Source organism: Streptomyces sp. NPDC050988 (assembly GCF_044456225.1).
In the GTDB taxonomy this organism is placed as follows: Bacteria; Actinomycetota; Actinomycetes; order Streptomycetales; family Streptomycetaceae; genus Streptomyces.
Genome location: NZ_JBITFQ010000001.1, coordinates 338,094 through 356,776 on the forward strand (window position 1 = coordinate 338,094; position 18,683 = coordinate 356,776).

Here is an 18,683-nt window from a genome sequence, read left to right on the forward strand (position 1 = left end):
GACGGTCGTCAGCGTCGGAGCCCGGCCCGGTACGCGCCGGGCGGGGCTCCGTAGCGCTGCCGGAAAGCGCGGTTGAAGTGGAAGGGGCTGCCGAAGCCGGAGGCGGCGGCGACCCGTTCCACCGGCAGGTCGGTGGCCTCCAGCAGTCGCGCGGCGTGCAGCAGCCGGGCGGCCAGCAGTGCCCGCATCGGGGACCGGCCGAGCTGCTGGGTGAAGAGGTGCGCGAAGCGGGAGGGCGAGAGCGAGACCCCCGCAGCCAGTGATTCCACGGTGTGCGGGGCGCCCGGGTCGGCCGCGATGAGGGCCTCGGCCTGCCGGATCCGTGCGTCGAGACCGGACCGGTCGGGTTCCCCGCGCGCCGTGGCGGTGGCGAGCAGGACGGCGGACTCCAGGGAGCAGAGGGTGAGCTCGCGGGCGGCGGTTCCATGGGCCACGGCGACCCGGGCGTCCTCGGGCTCCCCGTCGAGCGCTTCCTCTGACTTTCCCTCGGGCGGAGGCCCCGACCCGGTCCAGCGGGCGTCCGCGAGCATCCGCCGGAACGCCGAGTTCAGCCGTCCCCGTACGCCGTCCGGGACCGGTGCGACGGCGTACAGCCGGTCCCCGAGCGCGTACGGCCGCAGCCACTCCGTCCAGTTCGGCCGTGCCTGGCAGTGCACCCACCAGAACGCCCAGTGCCTCGCCCCCGGTGCGACCGCGTAGTGGTGGGGCAGGTCCGGGCCGAGGACGACGAGGTCTCCCGCGCTCGCCCCCGTCTCCGCGGCGCCCTGGGCGAGGCGGCCCTCACCGCCGGTGGTCCAGACGAAGAGCCAGCTGTCGGCGCCGCCCGGCCGGCTGACGCTGTAGCCGGGGTGCTGGTCGAAGCGGCCGACCGTCACCAGGCCGGGCGGCGGGGACGGGGCAGCAGGCTCGGGCAACTGGACAGCACGCACAGGCATCCTCCCGGAAGGCGCTTCTGCCTAGCGTGGGGCATGCAGGACACCGACGCGAAGGGACGGTCGTATGACAGTCACGGACAGGGGCGCGACGACAGAGGCGGGCGGGGGCGCGGGCGAGGACGTCGTGCGGCGCTTCGAGGAGGACGGCTTCACCGTGGCGCGCGGGCTGTTCGCCCCGGCCGAGATCGACGCGCTGTGCGCCGAGTTCGCCGCACTCCACGCCCGCGGACCGGTTCCCGGACACTTCGAACCCCGCGCGACCGAGACCACCGGCCCCGCGGACCCGCTGCACGTCTACCCCCGGGTCATGAACCCGCACCGCATCAACGACCTGGCACTGCGCCATCTCCTCGAACCCCGGCTGCGGGTCATCCTCGAACTGCTGCTGGGCGAGGAGGTGTTGGCGGCGCAGAGCATGTTCTACTTCAAGCCGCCGGGCGCCCGTGGCCAGGCCCTGCACCAGGACAACTTCTATCTGCGGGTGGAGCCGGGCACGTGTGTGGCCGCCTGGGTCGCCTGCGATGTGATCGACCGGGAGAACGGCGGCCTCGAAGTGGTCCCGGGCACCCACCGCATGGACGTGTTCTGCCCCGAAGAGGCCGACGAGGGGGTGTCGTTCGCCCGCGAGTACGTCCCGCCGCCGCCCGGACTGGCCCCCGTTCCGGTCGACATGGAGCCGGGGGACGTCCTGTTCTTCAACGGCAGCCTGGTGCACGGCTCCCAGCCCAACCACAGCACCGACCGCTTCCGCCGCTCGTACATCGGGCACTACGTCGGCCGCTCCGCCGAGCGCATCGGCCGCTTCTACCCCACTCTGACGATGAGCGGGGACCCGGTGCCACTGCGTGAGAGCGAGGGCGCGGGCCCGTGCGGCACGGAGTTCGAACCGGCGGGCCCGCACTGAAGCCCCGGTCAGGCGCGGCCCCCGCCAGACGCGCGCTTCAGGAGCGCAGCAACTCCGCCGCGCCCAGGTCGAGTACACCGTCGTGCCAGGCCACCCCGCGCAGATCCCGTACGACGACAGGGGCGTCGGTGTCCAGACCGCGCGGCCCGACGCCGATGACGTACGCCCCGGCCGCGGCCCCCGCCGTCGCACCGGCCGCGCTGTCCTCGAAGACGACCGTGCGTGCCGGGTCCGCGCCCAATTTCCCGGCGGCCGCCAGATAGCCGTCCGGGGCGGGCTTGCCGTGGCTGACGTCGTCCGCTGTGATGAGGACGGGCGGCAGGGGCAGTCCCGCGGCGGCGATACGGGCCCGGGCGAGCGCGTTCACTCCGGAGGTGACCACGGCCCAACTGCCCTGCGGCAGGCTCGTCAGCAGGTCGAGGGCGCCGGGCAGTGCGGTCGTGGTGGCCGCCGCCTCGATCTCCAGGCGGTCGATCTCGGCGAGGGCGGCGGGCCGTTCCCCGGGGTCGGGCACGAGCAGTGCGACGGTGTCGGCGGAGCGCCGGCCGTGCACCATCGCGGTGACCCGGTCGGCGGCCAGACCGCGGGCGCGGGCCCACTGGCTCCATGCCTGGTCGACGCCCAGGTCGGAGTCGACCAGCACGCCGTCGTTGTCGAACAGGAGGCCCTCGCAGGGGATGTTCACTGAAATGCACCTCACAGGGGCGGTTCCGGGCAGGGCACGTCGGCCGATCCGCTCTCCCGGGGGCGGTGTGGCCGCCTGGAAAGCGAGACATGGCCGGGCCCTCAGGTGACGGGACGGTTGCGGTAGCGGCCGACGAGTTCGCGCGCGGCGGCCTGCATACGGGCCGGCGGCAGCCCCTGGGCCAGCAGGGTCAGGTCGTCGACGACCATGTCGCCGATGGTCAGGAACGCCTCCGGGATGCCGCCGGCGCGATGGGCGGAGAGGACCAGGCCCTCCAGTTCGCGGGCCTGCTCGTCGGCGGCGACGGGTTCGTCGGGCCAGACGTCGATGCCCGCGAGCAGCCTGCCCTCGGCGACCCGCGCGAGCAGCGCCGGGAAGTCCACGACGGGCGCCCTGCTGACCAGCACGAGCCGGGCACCGTCGGGCAGCAGTCCCAGTTCACGCTCGCCGAGCAGATGACGGCTGTCGTCCGTGACGGTCGCGAGGACGAAGACGAACCGGCTGCGGGTCAGGGTCTCGTCGAGGCCGGCCGGGACGAGACCCTGCTCGCGCAGGACGGCGTCCGGCAGCCAGGGGTCGTAGACGCGGAGGGTCGGACGGAAGGGCGCCAGGAGCGGGTGGAGGCTGCGGCCGAGGTTCCCGAATCCGATCAGACCTACGTCCGCGCCGCGCAGCAGTACGGCGTCGGTGTTGCCGTCGGACACATATCGTTCGCGTCCGGCGCGGAAGGCGCGGTCCTCTCGGCTGATGCCGCGCGCGAGGTCGAGCGCGAGCCCGAGGGCGTACTCGGCGACGGCCTGGGCGTAGGCCGGTCCGCAGCCCAGGACGTGGATGCCGCGCCGGAAGCACCCTTCGTAGTCGACGTTCGGGAAGAAGTTGCCCTCGACGTTGAGCAGGGCCCTCAACTCGCCTGCCCTGGCGAGGCGTTCGGCCGGGAGGTCGGGCTGTCCGACGACGGCGAACGCGTCGGGCAGCGCCTTGTCGAAAGCTTCCTCGCTGTCCGGTTCCACGACGGTGAAGCGGTCGTCGAGCCGGGCCAGTGCGTCCGGGGTGAAGATGCGTTCCTTGGGGTGCGGGTCGGCTTGCAGGATCACGAGCGGCTTGTGCGGGGTGCTCACGGCTCTCCTTGCCTCCGTCACGGTTCTGCCCCTGCCCGTACGGCAACGGGCGTCGGCCTCCGGAAACGGTAGCCCGGCGCTCCCCGCACGGCACCATGGCAGTGAGCCACCGCCTGCGTCGCCGGGCTCTGAGAAGGATCGTCGTCGGGTGCGGGTGGGTGGGGGCTGATCGCGCAGTTCCCCGCGCCCCTGACGGGGGCAGGTCGTCGCACCCGGACAACCGACCGCGACGCCCACCCACCCAGGGGCGCGGGGAACTGCGCGAGCAACCCACGACGACCGGCAGCGGACAACGATCTCAAGCCACCCGCTTCCTGGGGGCGCGGGGAACTGCGCGACCAGCCCCCACCCACCCTCAGCCGACAACACACCGGCCCAGGCGGAGCCACCCCACAAACCTGCGCGGACTTGACGCGCAGGAATTCGCACGGTTTGATCCAGGGCGTGCCCAGGCCCGCGGCCCGGCACACAGAGGTACGCCCAGCCGGTATCGGACAAGGTTCTCAGTCCGGCCAAAGTCGCCAGGACCGTCACGGGGTCCGAGGCGGGGACGTACTCGCGATTGATGGAGCGGACATGCCCGTCAAGCGTGGCGCCCGCGTGGGAGTGTTCAGGGCGGCCGCCGCCCTGATCGTCCTCGCGGCACTGGCTTCCTGTACGTCGGATCCGGACGACAAGGGCCCGGACGAATCCACGAAGCCGAAGCCGAGCCCGAAGGCCGTTCGGCTGCCCCCCGTGCACGTCGGCTTCGACTACCAGATCGGCGGCGCCTATCCGCCACCCGCCGGCGTCCGTATCGTCGCCCGTGACCGCGAGGCCGAACCCGCCCGGGGCCTCTACAACATCTGTTACGTCAACGCGTTCCAGGCCCAGCCGGACGAACGGGACGACTGGCCCGCCGACCTGTTGCTGCGCGACGGCAAGGGCAAGGCAGTCGTCGACGGCGACTGGGACGAGGCCCTGCTCGACATCGGCACGCCCGCCAAGCGCGAACGCGTCGCGGCCCGGATCAACGAGTGGATCGACGGCTGCGCGGACAAGGGCTACGACGCCGTGGAGCCGGACAACTTCGACAGCTTCACCCGCTCCCGCGGTCTGCTGAGCGCGGCCGACGCCACCGCCTTCATCAAGCTGCTCTCGGACCACGCGCACTCCCGGGGCCTGGCCATCGGACAGAAGAACACCGTGGAGCTGGCCGGTCAACGAGGCCGTACGGGGCTCGACTTCGCGGTGGCGGAGGAGTGCGGCGAGTACGACGAGTGCGGTGAGTACGCCGAGGCGTTCGACGACCGGGTCGTCGTCATCGAGTACACCGACAACGGTTTCAGGAAGGCCCGTTCGGGCTTCGGCGACCGGCTGAGCATCGTGCGCCGGGATGTGCTGGTGTCGACGCCGGACAGCGCCGACTACGTCCGCAAGACCCGCTGACGGAGGCTCCCGATGGCTCGAACCAGAGGTGTGTTGTGCCCTGTTGAGCGCCGCGGCCTGCTCAAAGGGGCTGCCGCGATCGCCGCCGCGCCGCTGCTGGGCGCCTGTTCGCAGGGCGCGTCCGACGGCGTGGATGCCGACGGGAGAGTGACCGTGGAGCTGTGGCACGGCCAGGTCGACATCGCCAAGGACGCGATACAGGCGCTGGTCACGGAGTTCAACCGGACGCATCCGAAAATCCGGGTGGACGCCGGTGGCGGCGGGGTCGTCTCCGACGCGATGCTGCAGAAGGTGACGGCCGCCCTGGCCGCCGGCTCATATCCGGACATCGCGTACGTCTTCGGCTCCGACCTCGCCAGCATCGCCCGCAGCCCCCGGGTCGTCGACCTGACCGACGCGATGCGCGGCGGCCCAACGGCCTGGAACAGCTTCTGGGCGCCGGTGCGTGAGGCAGTCACTGTCAACGGCAAGGTGCGGGCCGCGCCCGCGCTGCTCGACTCGCTGGCCGTCGTCTACAACAAGAAACTGTTCCGGCAGGCCGGCGTCCCCTTCCCCGAAGCGGGCTGGACGTGGGACGAATTCACCGACGTAGCACGGAAGTTGACCGATTCCGGCCGGGGCGTCTTCGGAACGGGCTGGCCCGGCACGGGTGACGAGGACACGGTCTGGCGGCTGTGGCCGATGATCTGGGACCTGGGCGGTGACGTCGTCGCCGACGACGGCAGGAGCATCGGCTTCGCCGCCCAGGGCGTCCGGGCGCTCGACACCCTCCGCCGACTCGTCCGGGACAAGAGCGTGTACGTCGATCCGAAGCCCGGCGGCGAGCAGATGTACCAGGTGTTCCTGGGCGGCCGGATGGCGATGGTGGCGACCGGGCCCTGGCAGCTGCCGGACATCCTGGACGCCGAGGTGGACTACGACGTCGTACCGCTGCCGTCCTACAGCGGGCGGCCCGTGACTATCTCGGGCCCCGACACCTGGACGGTCTTCGACAACGGCTCCGCGCGCTCGCGGGCCGCCGTGGAGTTCGTCCAGTGGATGATGCGGCCGGAGCAGGACGCGCGGTGGGACATCCGGGCCGGGAGCCTGCCCCTCGGTTCCGCGACCGAGCGGCGCCCGCAGTGGCGGAGGCACTCCCGGGAGACCACGGGACTCTCGGTGTTCACCGGCGCGCTGGACTCCGCCCGGGTCCGGCCCGTCCATGCCGCGTACCCGCAGATCTCCCAGGCCCTCGGCGAGGCGATCGTCTCCGTGCTGCTCGGCCGGGACTCCCCCGCCAAGGCGTTGCGCCGGTGCGCCGACAAGGCCGACGCGGCGCTGCTCATCCCGCGCTGACGACTCTCACGGATCCTCGTGGACGCCTCACGGATCCCTCACGGATCCCTCGTGGATCCCGCTCGACCTGTGCTGATCCCGCGCTGTACCAAGGGAGGAAGGCCGCATGACATCACTGCCCCGCGCCATCACCCTCGCACCGCAGTCGCAGTCGCAGCCGCAGCCGCGGGCACCGGCCGTCTCACGGCGCGGCGCGCGGCGGCGCGCCCGGCGGGAGAAGACCACCGCCTGGGCGTTCATCGCCCCATCGGTTCTCGTCATCCTGGGCCTGGGCATCGTCCCGGTCGTCTGGTCGCTGCTGCTGTCGTTCCGCGCCGACGACCTGGTCACGCCGGGCCGCTGGGTGGGCCTCGACAACTACCGGGCGCTGTCCCAGGACCCCAACTTCCATACGGCGGTGGGCAATACGCTGCTGTACTCGGCGCTGTTCGTGCCGCTGAGCCTGCTCGGCGGTCTGGCGCTCGCGCTCGCCCTGAACCGGCGCATCCGGTTCATCGGCCTCTACCGGACCCTGCTCTTCATCCCGTTCGTGGTGTCCGCGGCCGCGCAGGGCGTGCTGTTCTCCTTCATCCTCGATCCGGAGTTCGGCGCGGCCAACTCGCTGCTGCACAAGTTCGGCATCTCGCCGCAGGGTTTCCTGACCGATCCCGACCAGGCCATCTACCTGCTGGTCCTGATCTCGCTGTGGAGCGGTGTCGGCTTCTGCGTGGTCGTCTATCTCGCCGCGCTGCAGGACGTACCGCGCGAACTCGTCGAGGCCGCCCGCATCGACGGGGCCGGCCGGTGGCGCGTACTGCGGCACATCACCCTCCCTGCCCTCACCCCCGTGACGGTCTTCCTGCTGCTGTGGCAGTTGATCACCGCGCTCCAGGTCTTCGACCTCGTGTACGTGACCACGAAGGGCGGCCCGCTCGGCTCGACCACCGTGATCGTGTACTTCGTCTGGCAGCAGGCGTTCCAGATGTTCACGGCCGGATACGGGGCCGCGGCCGCGTACGTCCTCGCGCTGGCCATGCTGGTCGCGGGGGTGGCGCTGCGTGTCGTGCGGAGCCAGCAGGGGCGCGTCGTGGAAGGGGCCCTCCGATGAGTACGCGTCCGACGAGTGCGCTCAAGGCAACCGCGCTCAAGGGAAGTGCGGGCAGGGCGAGTTCGCGCAGAGCGAGCCCTTGGCATCTGCTGCTCGCCCCGCTGGCGCTGGCGTTCGCGCTGCCGCTGGTGTGGCTGCTGTTGAGTTCGGTGATGACCAACGCGGAGATCAACCGGTTTCCGCCGGCGCTCTGGCCCGACGGCGTCGATCTGGGCGGCTACCGGTATGTGCTGGGCAACGCGATGTTCCCGCGCTGGTTCGCGAACTCGCTGATCGTCGCGTCGGTCGCCGTGGTGTCGAACCTGCTGCTCGGGTCGCTCGGCGGCTACGCGTTCGCGCGGATGCGGTTCGCGGGGTCGCGGGTACTGCTCGGGCTGATGCTGGCGACCATGGTCATTCCGTTCCAGCTGACGATGATCCCGACCTTCCTGGTGATGAAGTGGCTCGGTCTGATCGACACGCTGGGTGCGCTGATCGTGCCGTCGCTGGTGACGCCGTTCGCCGTGTTCCTGTTCCGGCAGTTCTTCCTGACGCTGCCGAGGGAGATCGAGGAGGCCGCCTGGATCGACGGGTGTTCGCGGCTGCGCGTGCTCTTCTCGATCGTCATGCCGCTGGCCCGGCCCGCCCTCGCGACGGTCGCGGTGCTGACGTTCCTCACCACGTGGAACGACCTGTCCTGGCCGCTCATCGCGATCAACCACGACACCCAGTACACGCTCCAGTTGGGCCTGACCACCTTCCAGGGGCAGCACCACGCGCGGTGGTCCGCGGTGATGGCGGGCAACGTCATCACGGTGTTGCCGGTGCTGGTGGCGTTCCTGCTGGCGCAGAAGACGTTCGTCCAGTCGCTCACGTCCAGCGGACTGAAGGGGTAGCCGCCTTGTCCCGTTCCTTCGATCTCCTGGTGATCGGTGACGTCAATCCCGATGTCGTGGTGGGTCCGGTGCCCGGCGCGGTCGCCTTCGGCCAGCGTGAACAGCTCGTCGAGCAGGGCCGGTTGGTCCTTGGCGGCTCGGCGGCGATCATGGCGTGCGGGGCGGCACGGCTGGGGCTGCGGGTGGCCTTCGCCGGGCGCGTGGGGGACGACCCCGCGGGCGCGTTCGTCCGCGGAGAGCTCACCGACCACAGCGTCGACATCACCCATCTCACCATCGACCCTCACCTGCCCACGCCCCTGACGGTGGTGCTCAACGACAAGGACGGTGACCGGGCCATCCTCACCTCGCCCGGCTGTCTGACGGCGACGAGTGCGCGGGACGTGCCCGAGGCACTGCTGGCCGACGCCCGGCAAGTGCACGCCGCGTCCTTCTTTCTGATGCCCCGTCTGGCCCGTTCCCTGGCAGCCGTGTTCGCGCGGGCCAGGTCCCACGGGGCGAGCACCTCGCTCGACACCAACGACGATCCAGACAGCGAATGGGACCACGAACTGCTCGACCCCGTACTGGAGTTCACCGACATCCTGCTGCCGAACGCCGCCGAGGCCCGCGCACTCACCGGCGAGACCCAACTGGACACGGCGGCAGCCGCGTTGGCGGAAACCGTCCCGCTGGTCGTCGTCAAGGACGGCTCCGAGGGCGCTCTCGCCCACGACGGAGAGCGGGTCCGGCGGGTACCAGCCGTGCCGGTGGAGCCGGTCGACGCCGTGGGTGCGGGCGACAGCTTCGACGCCGGTTTCGTCGCGGCGACCCTGCGCGGTCTTGACCTGCGCTCATCGCTCGCGCTGGCCGCCGTCTGCGGTTCGCTCTCGACGCGCGGCCACGGCGGTACGGCGGCGCAGCCGACGTGGCACGAGGCCTGCGCCCACACCGACCTGGAGAGCCGCACATGACCGAGATAAAGATCGCCTTCGTGGGAGCCGGCAGCGTGGTGTTCACGCAGGGGCTCCTCGCCGACCTGTTCGCCTTCCCCGAGCTGGGGCACGCCCGGATCGCCCTGCACGACATCGACGGGGAACGGCTTGCCACGGCGGAGGGAGCCGCCCGCCACATCGCGGACGAGCGCGGCGCCAAACCGACGATCACCGCGCACCTCGACCGGCGCGCCGCCCTCGAAGGCGCCGACTTCGTCGTCAACACCGTCCAGGTCGGTATGAACGAGGCCACCCGCACGGACTTCGGGATCCCGGCCCGCTATGGAGTGCGCCAGACCATCGGTGACACGCTCGGCATCGGCGGCATCTTCCGCGCCCTGCGCACCTTCCCGGTGCTGCGCGGTCTCGCCGAGGACATGGCCGAACTCTGCCCGGACGCCCTGCTGTTGAACTACACCAACCCGATGGCGATGAACGTCCTGTACCTGTCGCGGATCGCACCGGCCCTGCGTGTGACGGGCCTGTGCCATTCGGTGTACTGGACGATGCACGACCTCTCACAGCTGGTGGGCGTCCCGTTCGAAGAGGTCTCCTATCTGGCCGCCGGTGTGAACCACCAGGCCTGGGTGCTGCGTTTCGAGCGCGACGGCCGCGACCTCCACCCGCTCCTCGACACCGCGATCGCCGAGGACCCGGGGCTCCTGCGCCGCGTACGGGTCGACATGTACCGCAGGCTCGGCCACTACCCCACCGAGACGAGCGAGCACTCCGCCGAGTACGTCCCCTGGTATCTGCACCACGACACCGAGATCGAACGCCTCCGGCTGCCGGTGGGCGCGTACTTGGAGATCATCGAGGAGAACACCGCCGACTACGAGCGCACTCGCCGGGCCCTGCTCGCGGACGCTCCACTGCCCGTCGAGGGCACGATGGAGTACGCGCCCCAGGTCATCCACAGTGTCGTCACGGGGACCCCGCGCACGATCTACGGGAACGTCCCGAACCGCGGGCTGATCGACAACCTGCCCGCCGACTCCGTGGTCGAAGTGCCTTGCCTGGTCGATGCGTTGGGCGTCCAACCGACCCGCGTGGGGCCACTTCCCCCGCAGTGCGCGGCGCTCAACAGCGCGTACGTCTCCGTCACCGACCTGGTCGTCCGCGCGGCCACGGACGGCGATCCGCGGCACATCCGCCATGCCGCGATGGCCGACCCCGCGACGGCGGCGGCCCTTCCGGTGGAGCGGATCTGGGACCTGTGCGACGACCTCGTACGGGCTCATCGGGAGCTGCTCCAGCCAGAGTTGCGGGAGGAGCTGGGGCACTGACACCCGGCCCGGACCGGGTCACCGTTCCAGGAGGTCCAGGGCCTGTTCCCAGCGGAACTCCCGGCCCGCCGGGCCGCCGAAGGCATGCTCGCCGAACCGGACGCCCATCCCACGCAGCCTTTTCAGACTGTCCTGATACGCGGGGTGGGCCGCCAACGCCTCGCTCACACAAGGGAGTACGGAGATCGGCACCCCCATCCCGTACGCCTCGCAGAGTGTGCCGAGGGCGAGGGTGTCGGCGATCCCGGCCGCCCATTTGTTGATGGTGTTGAAGGTCGCGGGCGCCACGGTGACGGCGTCCGGGTCGGGGAACGGGCGCGGGTCGCCGGGGGCCCGCCAGGCGGACCGGATCGGCCTGCCGGTCCGCGACTCGACCGCCGCTGTGTCGAAGAAGCCGGTCGCGATCGGCGTCGCGAAGACCCCGACCTCCCAGTTCCGCTCCTGCGCCAGGGTGATCAACTCCTCGACCCCCTCGGCGACTCCGGCGGCGCAGACGACGACGTAGAGGAAGGGCTTCCGGGCCTGTTCAGTCACCCGGGAACCCTACTGAACGCCGTCTCGCGGTCCTGACCCATGCGGCCCTGGCCCCTTGCGGCCCGCTACTGGACGGGGAAGGAATCCCCTCGCTCCGCATCCGGGCGCGGGCCGTGAATCCGGCGTTCCTTCTCCTCGATCGGTACGTCGTTGATGCTGGCCTCGCGCCGGGTCATCAGGCCGTGCTCGTCGAACTCCCACAGCTCGTTGCCGTAGGAGCGCCACCACTGGCCGTCGGCGTCGCGGCACTCGTACTGGAAGCGGACGGCGATGCGGTTGCCGTCGAAGGCCCAGAGGTCCTTGCGCAGGGCGTACTCCTGCTCGCGCCCCCACTTGTCGGTGAGCATGTCCACGATCTGGGCGCGGCCGGTGACGAAGGTGTCGCGGTTGCGCCAGACCGAGTCCTGCGAGTAAGCGAGCGAGACCTTGTGCGGATCGCGAGTGTTCCAGGCGTCCTCGGCCGCCTGGACCTTCTGGGCCGCGGTCTCACGGGTGAACGGCGGCAGGGGCGGTCGGTCGGTCATGACGGCTTCCTCTCGATGGCGGTGCGACTCGAAGGCGACGCAGCTCAATGGCGGTGCGACGAGCGGGAGAACGTACGTTCTCCGGCACGACTGCTAACGTAGAGAACGTTGGTTCTCCCGTCAAGACGCCAAGGAGCGGGCCGGTACATGGACAGCGCGATCGCCAGGGAACAGGCACTGGACGCGGCGGAAGCCCTGTTCTACGGGCGGGGCATACAGACCGTCGGCATGGACGACATCCGCGGCACGTCGGGGGTCTCCCTCAAGAGGCTCTACCAACTGTTCCCCGCAAAGGAACAGCTGGTCGTGGCCTACCTGGAGCGGCGCGACATCCGCTGGCGGCAGCGGCTGGCCGACCACGTGGCCGGACACGAGGATCCCGGGCGGCGCGTCCTCGCGGTCTTCGACTGGCTCGGCGAGTGGTTCCGCGAGCCCGACTTCCGGGGCTGCGCCTGGATCAACTCGTACGGGGAGCTGGGCGCGACGTCGGAGCGGGTCACCGCCCAGGTCCGCGCCCACAAGCAGGCCTTCAAGGACTACCTGACCGGCCTCGTGCGCGACGCCGGGCTGCCCCAGGACCTGGCCGAACAGGTCTATCTGCTGGCAGAGGGCGCCATGGTCACCGCCGGGATCGAGCAGAGCGGCTCGAAGCCCGCCGAGCAGGCCGGGCGGGCGGCTCGGATGCTGGTGGAGGGACACGGCGGGACCGTCGGCCATTGACTGTCGCCCCGTCGAGTTGCAGACTCCATTTGAAGATTCAACGGAGAATTATTCACCAGGCGAACGCGCCGAAGCTCCCGTTCGGAGCGCGGCGCTGTGCGTCGCACGACGGGAAGAGCCGCGCATGACCCTGCATCGTGACCTGCTGATCGGCGGCAAGGACCTGCCCGCGACCTCCGGCCGCACCGCCGAGGACGTGAATCCCTACAGCTCACAGGTGTACGCCACGGTCGCCGCGGCCGGCGTCGAGGACGTCACCCGGGCCGTGGACGCCGCCGACGCGGCCTTCGCGGACTGGGCCGCGCTCGGGCCCGCCCAGCGGCGGAAGATCTTCCTCACCGCGGCCGACCTGCTGGAGGCCCGCACCGACGAGGCCGTACGGATCATGGCGGGCGAGGTCGGCGGGACCCGGCCCTGGGCCATGTTCAACGTCGGCCTTGCCGCGAACATCCTCCGCGAGGCGGCCGCCGCGGTGACCGCGCCGCGCGGCGAGGTGCTGAGCGCGCAGGAGGAGGGCGCGCTGGGGCTCGCGGTCCGTGAACCGGTGGGTGTCGTGGCCGCGTTCTCGCCGTGGAACGCCCCGGTCATCCTGGGCGTCCGGGCTGTCGCCGCGCCGCTCGCCGCGGGCAACACCGTGGTGATGAAACCGAGCGAGGACGCGCCGATCGCCTGCGGGCTGTTCGTCGCGGACGTCCTGCGCGACGCGGGCCTGCCCGACGGCGTCCTGAACGTGATCACGAACGCTCCCGAGGACGCGGCCGCCGTCGCCGAGGCCCTGATCGCCGACGAGCGCGTACGGGCCGTCAACTTCACCGGTTCCACGGGCGTCGGCCGGATCATCGGCGTACACGCGGCCCGGCATCTGAAGCCCGCGGTCCTGGAACTCGGCGGCAAGAACTCCGTGATCGTGCTCGACGACGCCGACGTCGACTACGCGGTCGACGCCGCCGTCTTCTCCGTCTTCATGAACTCCGGGCAGATCTGCATGTCCGCCGACCGGATCCTGGTCCACGAGAGCCTTGCCGAGGAGTTCACGGCCAAGTTCACCGCGAAGACCGAGTCGCTCGCGTCCGGTGACCCGGCCGACCCGCACACCGTCGTCGGCCCGCTCGTCACGGCGGACGCCGCCCGCCGGGTCGCCGCGCTCGTCGAGGACGCCGTCGCCAAGGGCGCCACCGTGCTGATCGGCGGCGCCGCCCCCGAGGGCGCCGTGCATCCCGCGACCGTGCTGACCGACCTGCCCGAGGACGCCGACCTCTACCACGGCGAGGCGTTCGGCCCGCTCGCCGTGATCAGCACCTTCGGCACGGACGACGAGGCGATTGCCTTCGCCAATTCCACTGAACACGGGCTGACCTGCGGGATCATCACCGAGAACGGCACCCACGGGCTGAAGGTCGCCCGCCGGATCCGTACCGGCATCGTGCACATCAACGACCAGTCCGTCGCCGACGAGCCGAACGCCCCCTTCGGCGGGTTCAAGGCCAGCGGATACGGCCGCTTCGGCGGGCGCTGGGGCATCGAGGCGTTCAGCAACACCCGCTGGGTGACGCTGGCGACGCAGCAGGCGCACTTCCCGTTCTAGGCGGGCCGACTGTTCCAGGCGGGCCGGCAAATGAGTTGCCCGGGCGGCTGCCCCGGCGCCACCATCTGCCCATGACCACGACCGAAGCCCTTCTGCCGCCGACCTTCGCCGCCGTTCGTCCGGTGCGGGTCCAGCAGCAGTCCGGCCGACCGCGGAGGCTCTCACTTCCGCGGTCGTGACCGCCGCGCTCGTCGCGGGGCTTCTCGCGGGCCTTGGCATCGCCATGCCCGTCGGAGCGGTCGCGACCTACCTCGTTTCCCTCACCGCCCGTACGTCCCTGCGGATCGGCGTGTGCGCCGCGCTGGGCGTGGCGACGGCCGACGGGCTGTACGCCCTGGCGGCCGCGCTCGGCGGTTCCGCACTCGCCACCGCCCTCCAGCCCGTACTGGTCCCGCTGCGCCGGGCCTCGGGACTCGTGCTCGCAACCCTCGGCGTACGAGGCGGAGTCACCGCGCTCCGCCAGTACCGCGAGCAGCGGCCCGCCACCCGCTCCGACCGGACACCGGTGAGCCCCGGCCGCGCGTACCTGGCCCTGCTCGGCATCACGATGCTGAACCCCACCACCGTCGTGTACTTCGCGGCACTGGTCCTCGGCAGCAGTGCCGGCGCGGCCGCCGGACTCCTGGAACAGGGGGTGTTCGTCCTGGCCGCCTTCGCCGCGTCGGCCGGCTGGCAACTGCTGCTCGCGGGCGGCGGCACGCTGCTGGGCCGGGTTCTCACTGGTCGGCGGGGGCGGCTGGTGACCGCGCTGGTGTCCAGCGCCGTGATCCTGGCGCTGGCCGTACGCATGCTCGTTGGGCCGTCGTGACGCGCCGCATCCAGTGAGTGGAAGCCGTGGGCGGGAGGGGCCTGCGGAAGGGATGAAATCCCTTGGGTGGCTGTGTTGAATCTGCAACGACACGAGTCGCACGAACGACGATCGATGGGATGGATGTCATGCCTCTCAAGGGCGAGTACGAACCCAGCCCCACCAAGTGGGTACGCGATCAGGTCGAGCTGTACGAGAGCTCGAACGGAACCGAGGGAACGACGCTGATGGACACGGGGTTGCCCGTGATCGTGCTGACCACCCTGGGTGCCAAGAGCGGGAAGATCCGAAAGACGCCGCTCATGCGCGTGGAGCACGACGGCACGTACGCCGCCGTCGCCTCACTGGGCGGCGCGCCCAAGCACCCCGTCTGGTACCACAACGTGGTCGCCGATCCCCGTGTGGAACTCCAGGACGGCGGCACTCGCCAGGACATGACGGCACGCGAGGTGACCGGCGAGGAGAAGGCCCAGTGGTGGGAGCGGGCCGTCGCGGCGTATCCGGCGTACGCCGACTACCAGAAGAAGACGGACCGCGAGATACCGGTCTTCGTGCTGGAGCCGGCCGCCGGGGCGTGAGCGGCTCGGACGCATGACGGCGGGCCGTACCGGGACAGTGTCCCGGTACGGCCCGCCGTTCCGGTCCTGGCAGGGGCTCCCCGATGGCTCCGCGACGGCTCCCGGAACTCGTTCGAGAAAAGTTGGCATGATTCCCGGACCGCCGGGCACCCGACGCTCAGGCCCCGCCGCGCTCCCCCGTCGCGGCGGGGCCGCCGACGTGTGCGCCGGGGCGGGAACCCGCGTGCTCGGCCCGTGCGGCGCGGCGCGCGACGGCGGCGTCCGTCACGTCGAGGAAGATCTGGTCGGCCTCCGGGATCGTGTGGGATACGGACCTCTTGATGCGCTCGGCGACCAGTTCGACCTCCTCGCTGTCCAGGCCGGGGACCAGGTCGACCCGGGCGGCGACGAGCGTCGAGTCGGGGCCGAGCTGCATGGTCAGCAGGGACTCCACCGAGTCGATCTCGGGCTGCGCGTCCAGCAGCGCGCGGATACGGCTGCTCGATTCCAGGTCCGCGGCCTGGCCGATCAACTGGTCGCGTGCGTCGCGGCCCAGCCGGTACGCCACGTACACGAGCAGGGCTCCGATGGCGAGCGAAGCCGACGCCTCCCAGACGATCCGGCCGGTGACCATGTGAAGGGACATTCCGGCGATCGCGAGAGCGACGCCGAGCACGGCGGTGCCGTCCTCGGCGACGACGGTACGCAGGGCAGGGTCACGGGCTCCGGCGGCGAGGCCGCCCTGTCGGCGCACCTGGTGGAGGGCCCGTAGCAGGGACGCACCCTCGGCGAACAGGGCGACGACGAGGACGACCAGTCCGACCACATAGCCGTCGTGGGTCTCCGTCCTCCCGCTCCTGAAGGCGTCGAAGCCCTGGTAGAAGGAGAAGCAGCCGCCCATCACGAAGATCCCGACGGCGGCGAGCAGGGACCAGAAGAAGCGTTCCTTTCCGTAACCGAACGGGTGCCGGCTGTCGGCGGGGCGTCGGCTGCGGCGCAGGGCGGCCAGCAGGAAGACCTCGTTCAGGCTGTCGGCCACCGAGTGCGCGGCCTCCGAGAGCAGCGCGGGGGATCCCGCGATCAGCCCGCCCACGGCCTTGGCCACGGCGATCACGAGGTTCGCGGCCAGCGCCACCAGCACGGTGACCCGGGTCCGGCGATCGGACGGTGTGGAGGGCCTGTGACTCATCTCGGCCGAATGCCCCTCCCACCGGCCCTCACACGGGGCGAAGGCGGTTTTCGGGGAACCCTCCCCAGAGCAGGCGCACGGAAGGAGCCAGGTATGAGCGACACCGAGGGCAACAGGTCGTACGGGCGGAAGTCCTTCAAGCGGTCCAAGAGCCACTTCGCGGACCGCGTGACGGCCGACGGCCGGGACGGCTGGCCCGTCGAGGCGGGGCGGTACCGCCTGGTCGTCAGCCGCGCGTGCCCCTGGGCGAGCCGCGCGGTGATCTCCCGACGGCTGCTGGGGCTGGAGGACGCCCTGTCGATGGCGATCGCCGACCCGATCCAGGACGACCGCAGCTGGCGGTTCACCCTCGACCCCGGCGGCCGGGACCCCGTACTCGGCATCCGGTATCTCGGCGAGGCGTACGAGGCCCGGGAGCCGGGCGCTCCGGGCGGCGTCAGCGTGCCCGCGCTCGTGGACGTGCCCACCGGCCGTCTGGTGACCAACGACTACCAGCGGCTCACCCTGGACCTCGCCACCGAGTGGACCGCCCTGCACCGGGAAGGCGCGCCCGACCTCTACCCGGCGGACCTCCGCGACGAGATCGACGAGGTCATGGCGGAGGTGTACGAGGACGTCAACAACGGGGTGTACCGGGCCGGCTTCGCCACCGGCCAGAAGGAGTACGCGGCTGCCTGCGAGGGTGTGTTCCGGCGGCTGGAGCTGCTGTCGGAGCGGCTCGCGGGGCGCCGGTACCTGGTCGGGGAGACGATCACGGAGGCGGACATCCGGCTGTTCACCACGCTGGTCCGTTTCGACGCCGTCTATCACGGCCACTTCAAGTGCAACCGCTGGAAGCTGACGGAGGACCCGGTCCTGTGGGCCTACTCCCGCGACCTCTACCAGACGCCCGGATTCGGGGACACCGTCGACTTCGACCACATCAAGCGGCACTACTACCAGGTCCACTCGGGCATCAACCCGACCGGCATCGTGCCGCTCGGGCCGGACCTGTCCGGCTGGCTCACGTCCCACGGCCGCGAGGAGCTGGACGGGCGCCCCTTCGGGGACGGGACTCCGCCGGGGCCGGTGCGCGAGGGCGAGGAGGTACCGGCGGCGGGCCGGCCCTGAACCGTCCGTACGTCCGAGCCTGGGCCGCCACGCATCCGCCGGGTCTTTGCTTATGTGCCGCTGAACTGGACACTCGCCAAGGGTCCGGGATTACGAGCCGAAGGAGACCCAGATGCAGAAGAAGAAGCTGCCACTCGTCTACAAGCCCCTCGGGTTCGTGCTCGGCTGGGCGAGCGGGGCCCTCGCGGGGATGGCGTTCCAGGCGACCTGGAAGGCGATACGCCACGAGGAGGACGCGCCGGACGCGCTGGACAAGGACCGCGGTTGGGGCGAGGTGCTGCTGGCCGCGGCCATCCAGGGCGCGCTCTTCGCGGTCGTCCGCAGCGCGGTGGACCGGACGGGGGCGACGGCCATCGAACGGTCGACCGGAGTGTGGCCCTCCGGTGACAAGGGGGGCCGCGACTGACTCCCCTTACCGTCCAGTACGGTTGGCCTCCACGCAGTCGGCCCGGGGCCGGCCGGGAGTCAGGGGAGCGATCGTGAAGAACCAGATAGACATCGGCGACACCGTCGAGGACTTCGAGCTTCTCGACGAGACCGGCACCTCGCGCAAGCTCTCCGAGCTGCTGGTCGAGGGGCCGGTCGTGCTGTTCTTCTATCCCGCGGCGATGACTGCCGGCTGCACCGCCGAGGCGTGCCACTTCCGCGATCTGGCCGCCGAGTTCACGGCCGCCGGGGGCCGTCCGGTGGGGATCAGCGGTGACACGGTCGAGCGTCAGCAGGAGTTCGCCGGGAAGCACACCCTCGGGTTCCCGCTGCTGTCCGATCCGGACGGGCTGATCCGCGAGCGGTTCGGTGTGAAGCGGGGCTTCTCGCTGGCGCCCACGAAGCGGGTCACCTTCGTGATCTCCGAGGACCGGAAGGTCCTGGACGTGGTGCGCAGCGAGTTCAGGATGAGCGCGCACGCGGACCGCGCCCTGGCGGCCCTGCGCACGCACAACGGCTGAACAGACAGTCCCTGTTCGCCCGGCCCGGCCCTCCCGGGGGCGTTCAAGCCCGGCGCCTCGCCCAGCCATGCCTGGGCGCTCT

At 71.1% G+C, this 18,683-nt stretch carries 20 protein-coding genes; 14 read left to right on the top strand and 6 right to left on the bottom strand.

The genetic code is table 11. From position 1 onward, the window contains the following. Window positions 1-8: 8 nt before the first annotated feature. Window positions 9-935 (bottom strand): helix-turn-helix domain-containing protein, encoded by a 927-nt coding sequence (locus tag ACIBEI_RS01445; RefSeq protein ID WP_398883893.1) that lies wholly within the window; start codon window positions 933-935, stop codon window positions 9-11. Window positions 936-999: 64 nt separating this feature from the next. Between ACIBEI_RS01445 and ACIBEI_RS01450 the strand changes: the two genes are divergently transcribed. Next, window positions 1,000-1,839, top strand: coding sequence for a phytanoyl-CoA dioxygenase family protein (locus tag ACIBEI_RS01450; protein WP_398883895.1), 840 nt, complete (start codon window positions 1,000-1,002; stop codon window positions 1,837-1,839). A gap of 37 nt (window positions 1,840-1,876) precedes the next feature. Here ACIBEI_RS01450 and ACIBEI_RS01455 read toward each other — a convergent pair whose 3' ends face one another. Both ACIBEI_RS01455 and ACIBEI_RS01460 read right to left on the bottom strand, forming a co-directional pair. Then, window positions 1,877-2,524 (bottom strand): HAD-IA family hydrolase, encoded by a 648-nt coding sequence (locus tag ACIBEI_RS01455; RefSeq protein WP_398883897.1) that lies wholly within the window; start codon window positions 2,522-2,524, stop codon window positions 1,877-1,879. A gap of 101 nt (window positions 2,525-2,625) precedes the next feature. Next, entirely contained in the window at window positions 2,626-3,642 is a 1,017-nt protein-coding gene (locus ACIBEI_RS01460; RefSeq protein WP_398883899.1) for an NAD(P)-dependent oxidoreductase, read from the bottom strand. Window positions 3,643-4,218: 576 nt separating this feature from the next. Between ACIBEI_RS01460 and ACIBEI_RS01465 the strand changes: the two genes are divergently transcribed. The 6 genes from ACIBEI_RS01465 (at window position 4,219) to ACIBEI_RS01490 (ending at window position 10,627) form a co-directional block, all read left to right on the top strand. After that, the gene (locus tag ACIBEI_RS01465; RefSeq protein ID WP_398883901.1) at window positions 4,219-5,070 is read left to right on the top strand and encodes an endo alpha-1,4 polygalactosaminidase; all 852 of its coding nucleotides are present in this window, start codon (window positions 4,219-4,221) and stop codon (window positions 5,068-5,070) included. A 12-nt stretch (window positions 5,071-5,082) separates the two neighbouring features. Next, window positions 5,083-6,405, top strand: coding sequence for an ABC transporter substrate-binding protein (locus ACIBEI_RS01470; protein WP_398883903.1), 1,323 nt, complete (start codon window positions 5,083-5,085; stop codon window positions 6,403-6,405). A 106-nt stretch (window positions 6,406-6,511) separates the two neighbouring features. Further along, on the top strand, window positions 6,512-7,492 hold the full coding sequence (locus tag ACIBEI_RS01475) for a carbohydrate ABC transporter permease (RefSeq protein ID WP_398883905.1): 981 nt from the start codon (window positions 6,512-6,514) through the stop codon (window positions 7,490-7,492). Beyond that, window positions 7,489-8,367, top strand: coding sequence for a carbohydrate ABC transporter permease (locus ACIBEI_RS01480; protein ID WP_398883907.1), 879 nt, complete (start codon window positions 7,489-7,491; stop codon window positions 8,365-8,367). Before ACIBEI_RS01475 ends, ACIBEI_RS01480 begins: the two co-directional genes overlap by 4 nt. A 5-nt stretch (window positions 8,368-8,372) precedes the next feature. Beyond that, the gene (locus ACIBEI_RS01485; RefSeq protein WP_398883909.1) at window positions 8,373-9,320 is read left to right on the top strand and encodes a carbohydrate kinase family protein; all 948 of its coding nucleotides are present in this window, start codon (window positions 8,373-8,375) and stop codon (window positions 9,318-9,320) included. Further along, entirely contained in the window at window positions 9,317-10,627 is a 1,311-nt protein-coding gene (locus ACIBEI_RS01490) for an alpha-glucosidase/alpha-galactosidase (protein ID WP_398883910.1), read from the top strand. The genes ACIBEI_RS01485 and ACIBEI_RS01490 overlap by 4 nt, the downstream gene beginning before the upstream one ends. 18 nt (window positions 10,628-10,645) lie before the next feature. On the opposite strand, the gene ACIBEI_RS01495 is transcribed toward ACIBEI_RS01490, so the two are convergent. Next, window positions 10,646-11,161 (bottom strand): flavoprotein, encoded by a 516-nt coding sequence (locus ACIBEI_RS01495; RefSeq protein ID WP_398883912.1) that lies wholly within the window; start codon window positions 11,159-11,161, stop codon window positions 10,646-10,648. 65 nt (window positions 11,162-11,226) lie between these two features. Further along, a complete protein-coding gene (locus tag ACIBEI_RS01500; protein ID WP_307519121.1) occupies window positions 11,227-11,685 on the bottom strand; it encodes a nuclear transport factor 2 family protein in 459 nt (152 codons plus the stop codon). A gap of 147 nt (window positions 11,686-11,832) precedes the next feature. Between ACIBEI_RS01500 and ACIBEI_RS01505 the strand changes: the two genes are divergently transcribed. From ACIBEI_RS01505 to ACIBEI_RS01520, 4 genes are all read left to right on the top strand, one after another. Then, window positions 11,833-12,405, top strand: coding sequence for a TetR/AcrR family transcriptional regulator (locus tag ACIBEI_RS01505; RefSeq protein ID WP_398883914.1), 573 nt, complete (start codon window positions 11,833-11,835; stop codon window positions 12,403-12,405). Window positions 12,406-12,529: 124 nt separating this feature from the next. Next, window positions 12,530-13,990: an aldehyde dehydrogenase family protein gene (locus ACIBEI_RS01510; protein ID WP_398883916.1), complete on the top strand. Its 1,461-nt coding sequence runs from the start codon at window positions 12,530-12,532 to the stop codon at window positions 13,988-13,990. 175 nt (window positions 13,991-14,165) lie between these two features. After that, complete coding sequence (locus ACIBEI_RS01515; protein WP_398883918.1) at window positions 14,166-14,798, top strand: LysE family transporter; 633 nt, start codon at window positions 14,166-14,168, stop codon at window positions 14,796-14,798. A gap of 128 nt (window positions 14,799-14,926) precedes the next feature. Then, window positions 14,927-15,376 carry a nitroreductase family deazaflavin-dependent oxidoreductase gene (locus ACIBEI_RS01520; RefSeq protein ID WP_269651851.1) on the top strand — a complete coding sequence of 150 codons (450 nt, stop codon included), beginning with the start codon at window positions 14,927-14,929 and terminating at the stop codon, window positions 15,374-15,376. 157 nt (window positions 15,377-15,533) lie between these two features. On the opposite strand, the gene ACIBEI_RS01525 is transcribed toward ACIBEI_RS01520, so the two are convergent. Next, a complete protein-coding gene (locus ACIBEI_RS01525) occupies window positions 15,534-16,544 on the bottom strand; it encodes a cation diffusion facilitator family transporter (protein WP_398883920.1) in 1,011 nt (336 codons plus the stop codon). Window positions 16,545-16,637: 93 nt separating this feature from the next. Between ACIBEI_RS01525 and ACIBEI_RS01530 the strand changes: the two genes are divergently transcribed. From ACIBEI_RS01530 to ACIBEI_RS01540, 3 genes are all read left to right on the top strand, one after another. Further along, a complete protein-coding gene (locus ACIBEI_RS01530) occupies window positions 16,638-17,654 on the top strand; it encodes a glutathione S-transferase family protein (protein WP_398883922.1) in 1,017 nt (338 codons plus the stop codon). Between the two features lie 112 nt (window positions 17,655-17,766). After that, window positions 17,767-18,060 carry a DUF4235 domain-containing protein gene (locus tag ACIBEI_RS01535; RefSeq protein ID WP_359840653.1) on the top strand — a complete coding sequence of 98 codons (294 nt, stop codon included), beginning with the start codon at window positions 17,767-17,769 and terminating at the stop codon, window positions 18,058-18,060. Window positions 18,061-18,133: 73 nt separating this feature from the next. Then, window positions 18,134-18,601 (top strand): peroxiredoxin, encoded by a 468-nt coding sequence (locus tag ACIBEI_RS01540; protein WP_398883924.1) that lies wholly within the window; start codon window positions 18,134-18,136, stop codon window positions 18,599-18,601. Window positions 18,602-18,683 lie beyond the last annotated feature (82 nt).

Coding starts and splice junctions, on each gene's coding strand:
- ACIBEI_RS01445 (WP_398883893.1), bottom strand. CDS start 935: ATGCCTGTGCGTGCTGTCCAGTTGCCCGAGCCTGCTGCCCCGTCCCCG.
- ACIBEI_RS01450 (WP_398883895.1), top strand. CDS start 1,000: ATGACAGTCACGGACAGGGGCGCGACGACAGAGGCGGGCGGGGGCGCG.
- ACIBEI_RS01465 (WP_398883901.1), top strand. CDS start 4,219: ATGCCCGTCAAGCGTGGCGCCCGCGTGGGAGTGTTCAGGGCGGCCGCC.
- ACIBEI_RS01470 (WP_398883903.1), top strand. CDS start 5,083: ATGGCTCGAACCAGAGGTGTGTTGTGCCCTGTTGAGCGCCGCGGCCTG.
- ACIBEI_RS01475 (WP_398883905.1), top strand. CDS start 6,512: ATGACATCACTGCCCCGCGCCATCACCCTCGCACCGCAGTCGCAGTCG.
- ACIBEI_RS01480 (WP_398883907.1), top strand. CDS start 7,489: ATGAGTACGCGTCCGACGAGTGCGCTCAAGGCAACCGCGCTCAAGGGA.
- ACIBEI_RS01490 (WP_398883910.1), top strand. CDS start 9,317: ATGACCGAGATAAAGATCGCCTTCGTGGGAGCCGGCAGCGTGGTGTTC.
- ACIBEI_RS01500 (WP_307519121.1), bottom strand. CDS start 11,685: ATGACCGACCGACCGCCCCTGCCGCCGTTCACCCGTGAGACCGCGGCC.
- ACIBEI_RS01505 (WP_398883914.1), top strand. CDS start 11,833: ATGGACAGCGCGATCGCCAGGGAACAGGCACTGGACGCGGCGGAAGCC.
- ACIBEI_RS01510 (WP_398883916.1), top strand. CDS start 12,530: ATGACCCTGCATCGTGACCTGCTGATCGGCGGCAAGGACCTGCCCGCG.
- ACIBEI_RS01520 (WP_269651851.1), top strand. CDS start 14,927: ATGCCTCTCAAGGGCGAGTACGAACCCAGCCCCACCAAGTGGGTACGC.
- ACIBEI_RS01525 (WP_398883920.1), bottom strand. CDS start 16,544: ATGAGTCACAGGCCCTCCACACCGTCCGATCGCCGGACCCGGGTCACC.
- ACIBEI_RS01530 (WP_398883922.1), top strand. CDS start 16,638: ATGAGCGACACCGAGGGCAACAGGTCGTACGGGCGGAAGTCCTTCAAG.
- ACIBEI_RS01535 (WP_359840653.1), top strand. CDS start 17,767: ATGCAGAAGAAGAAGCTGCCACTCGTCTACAAGCCCCTCGGGTTCGTG.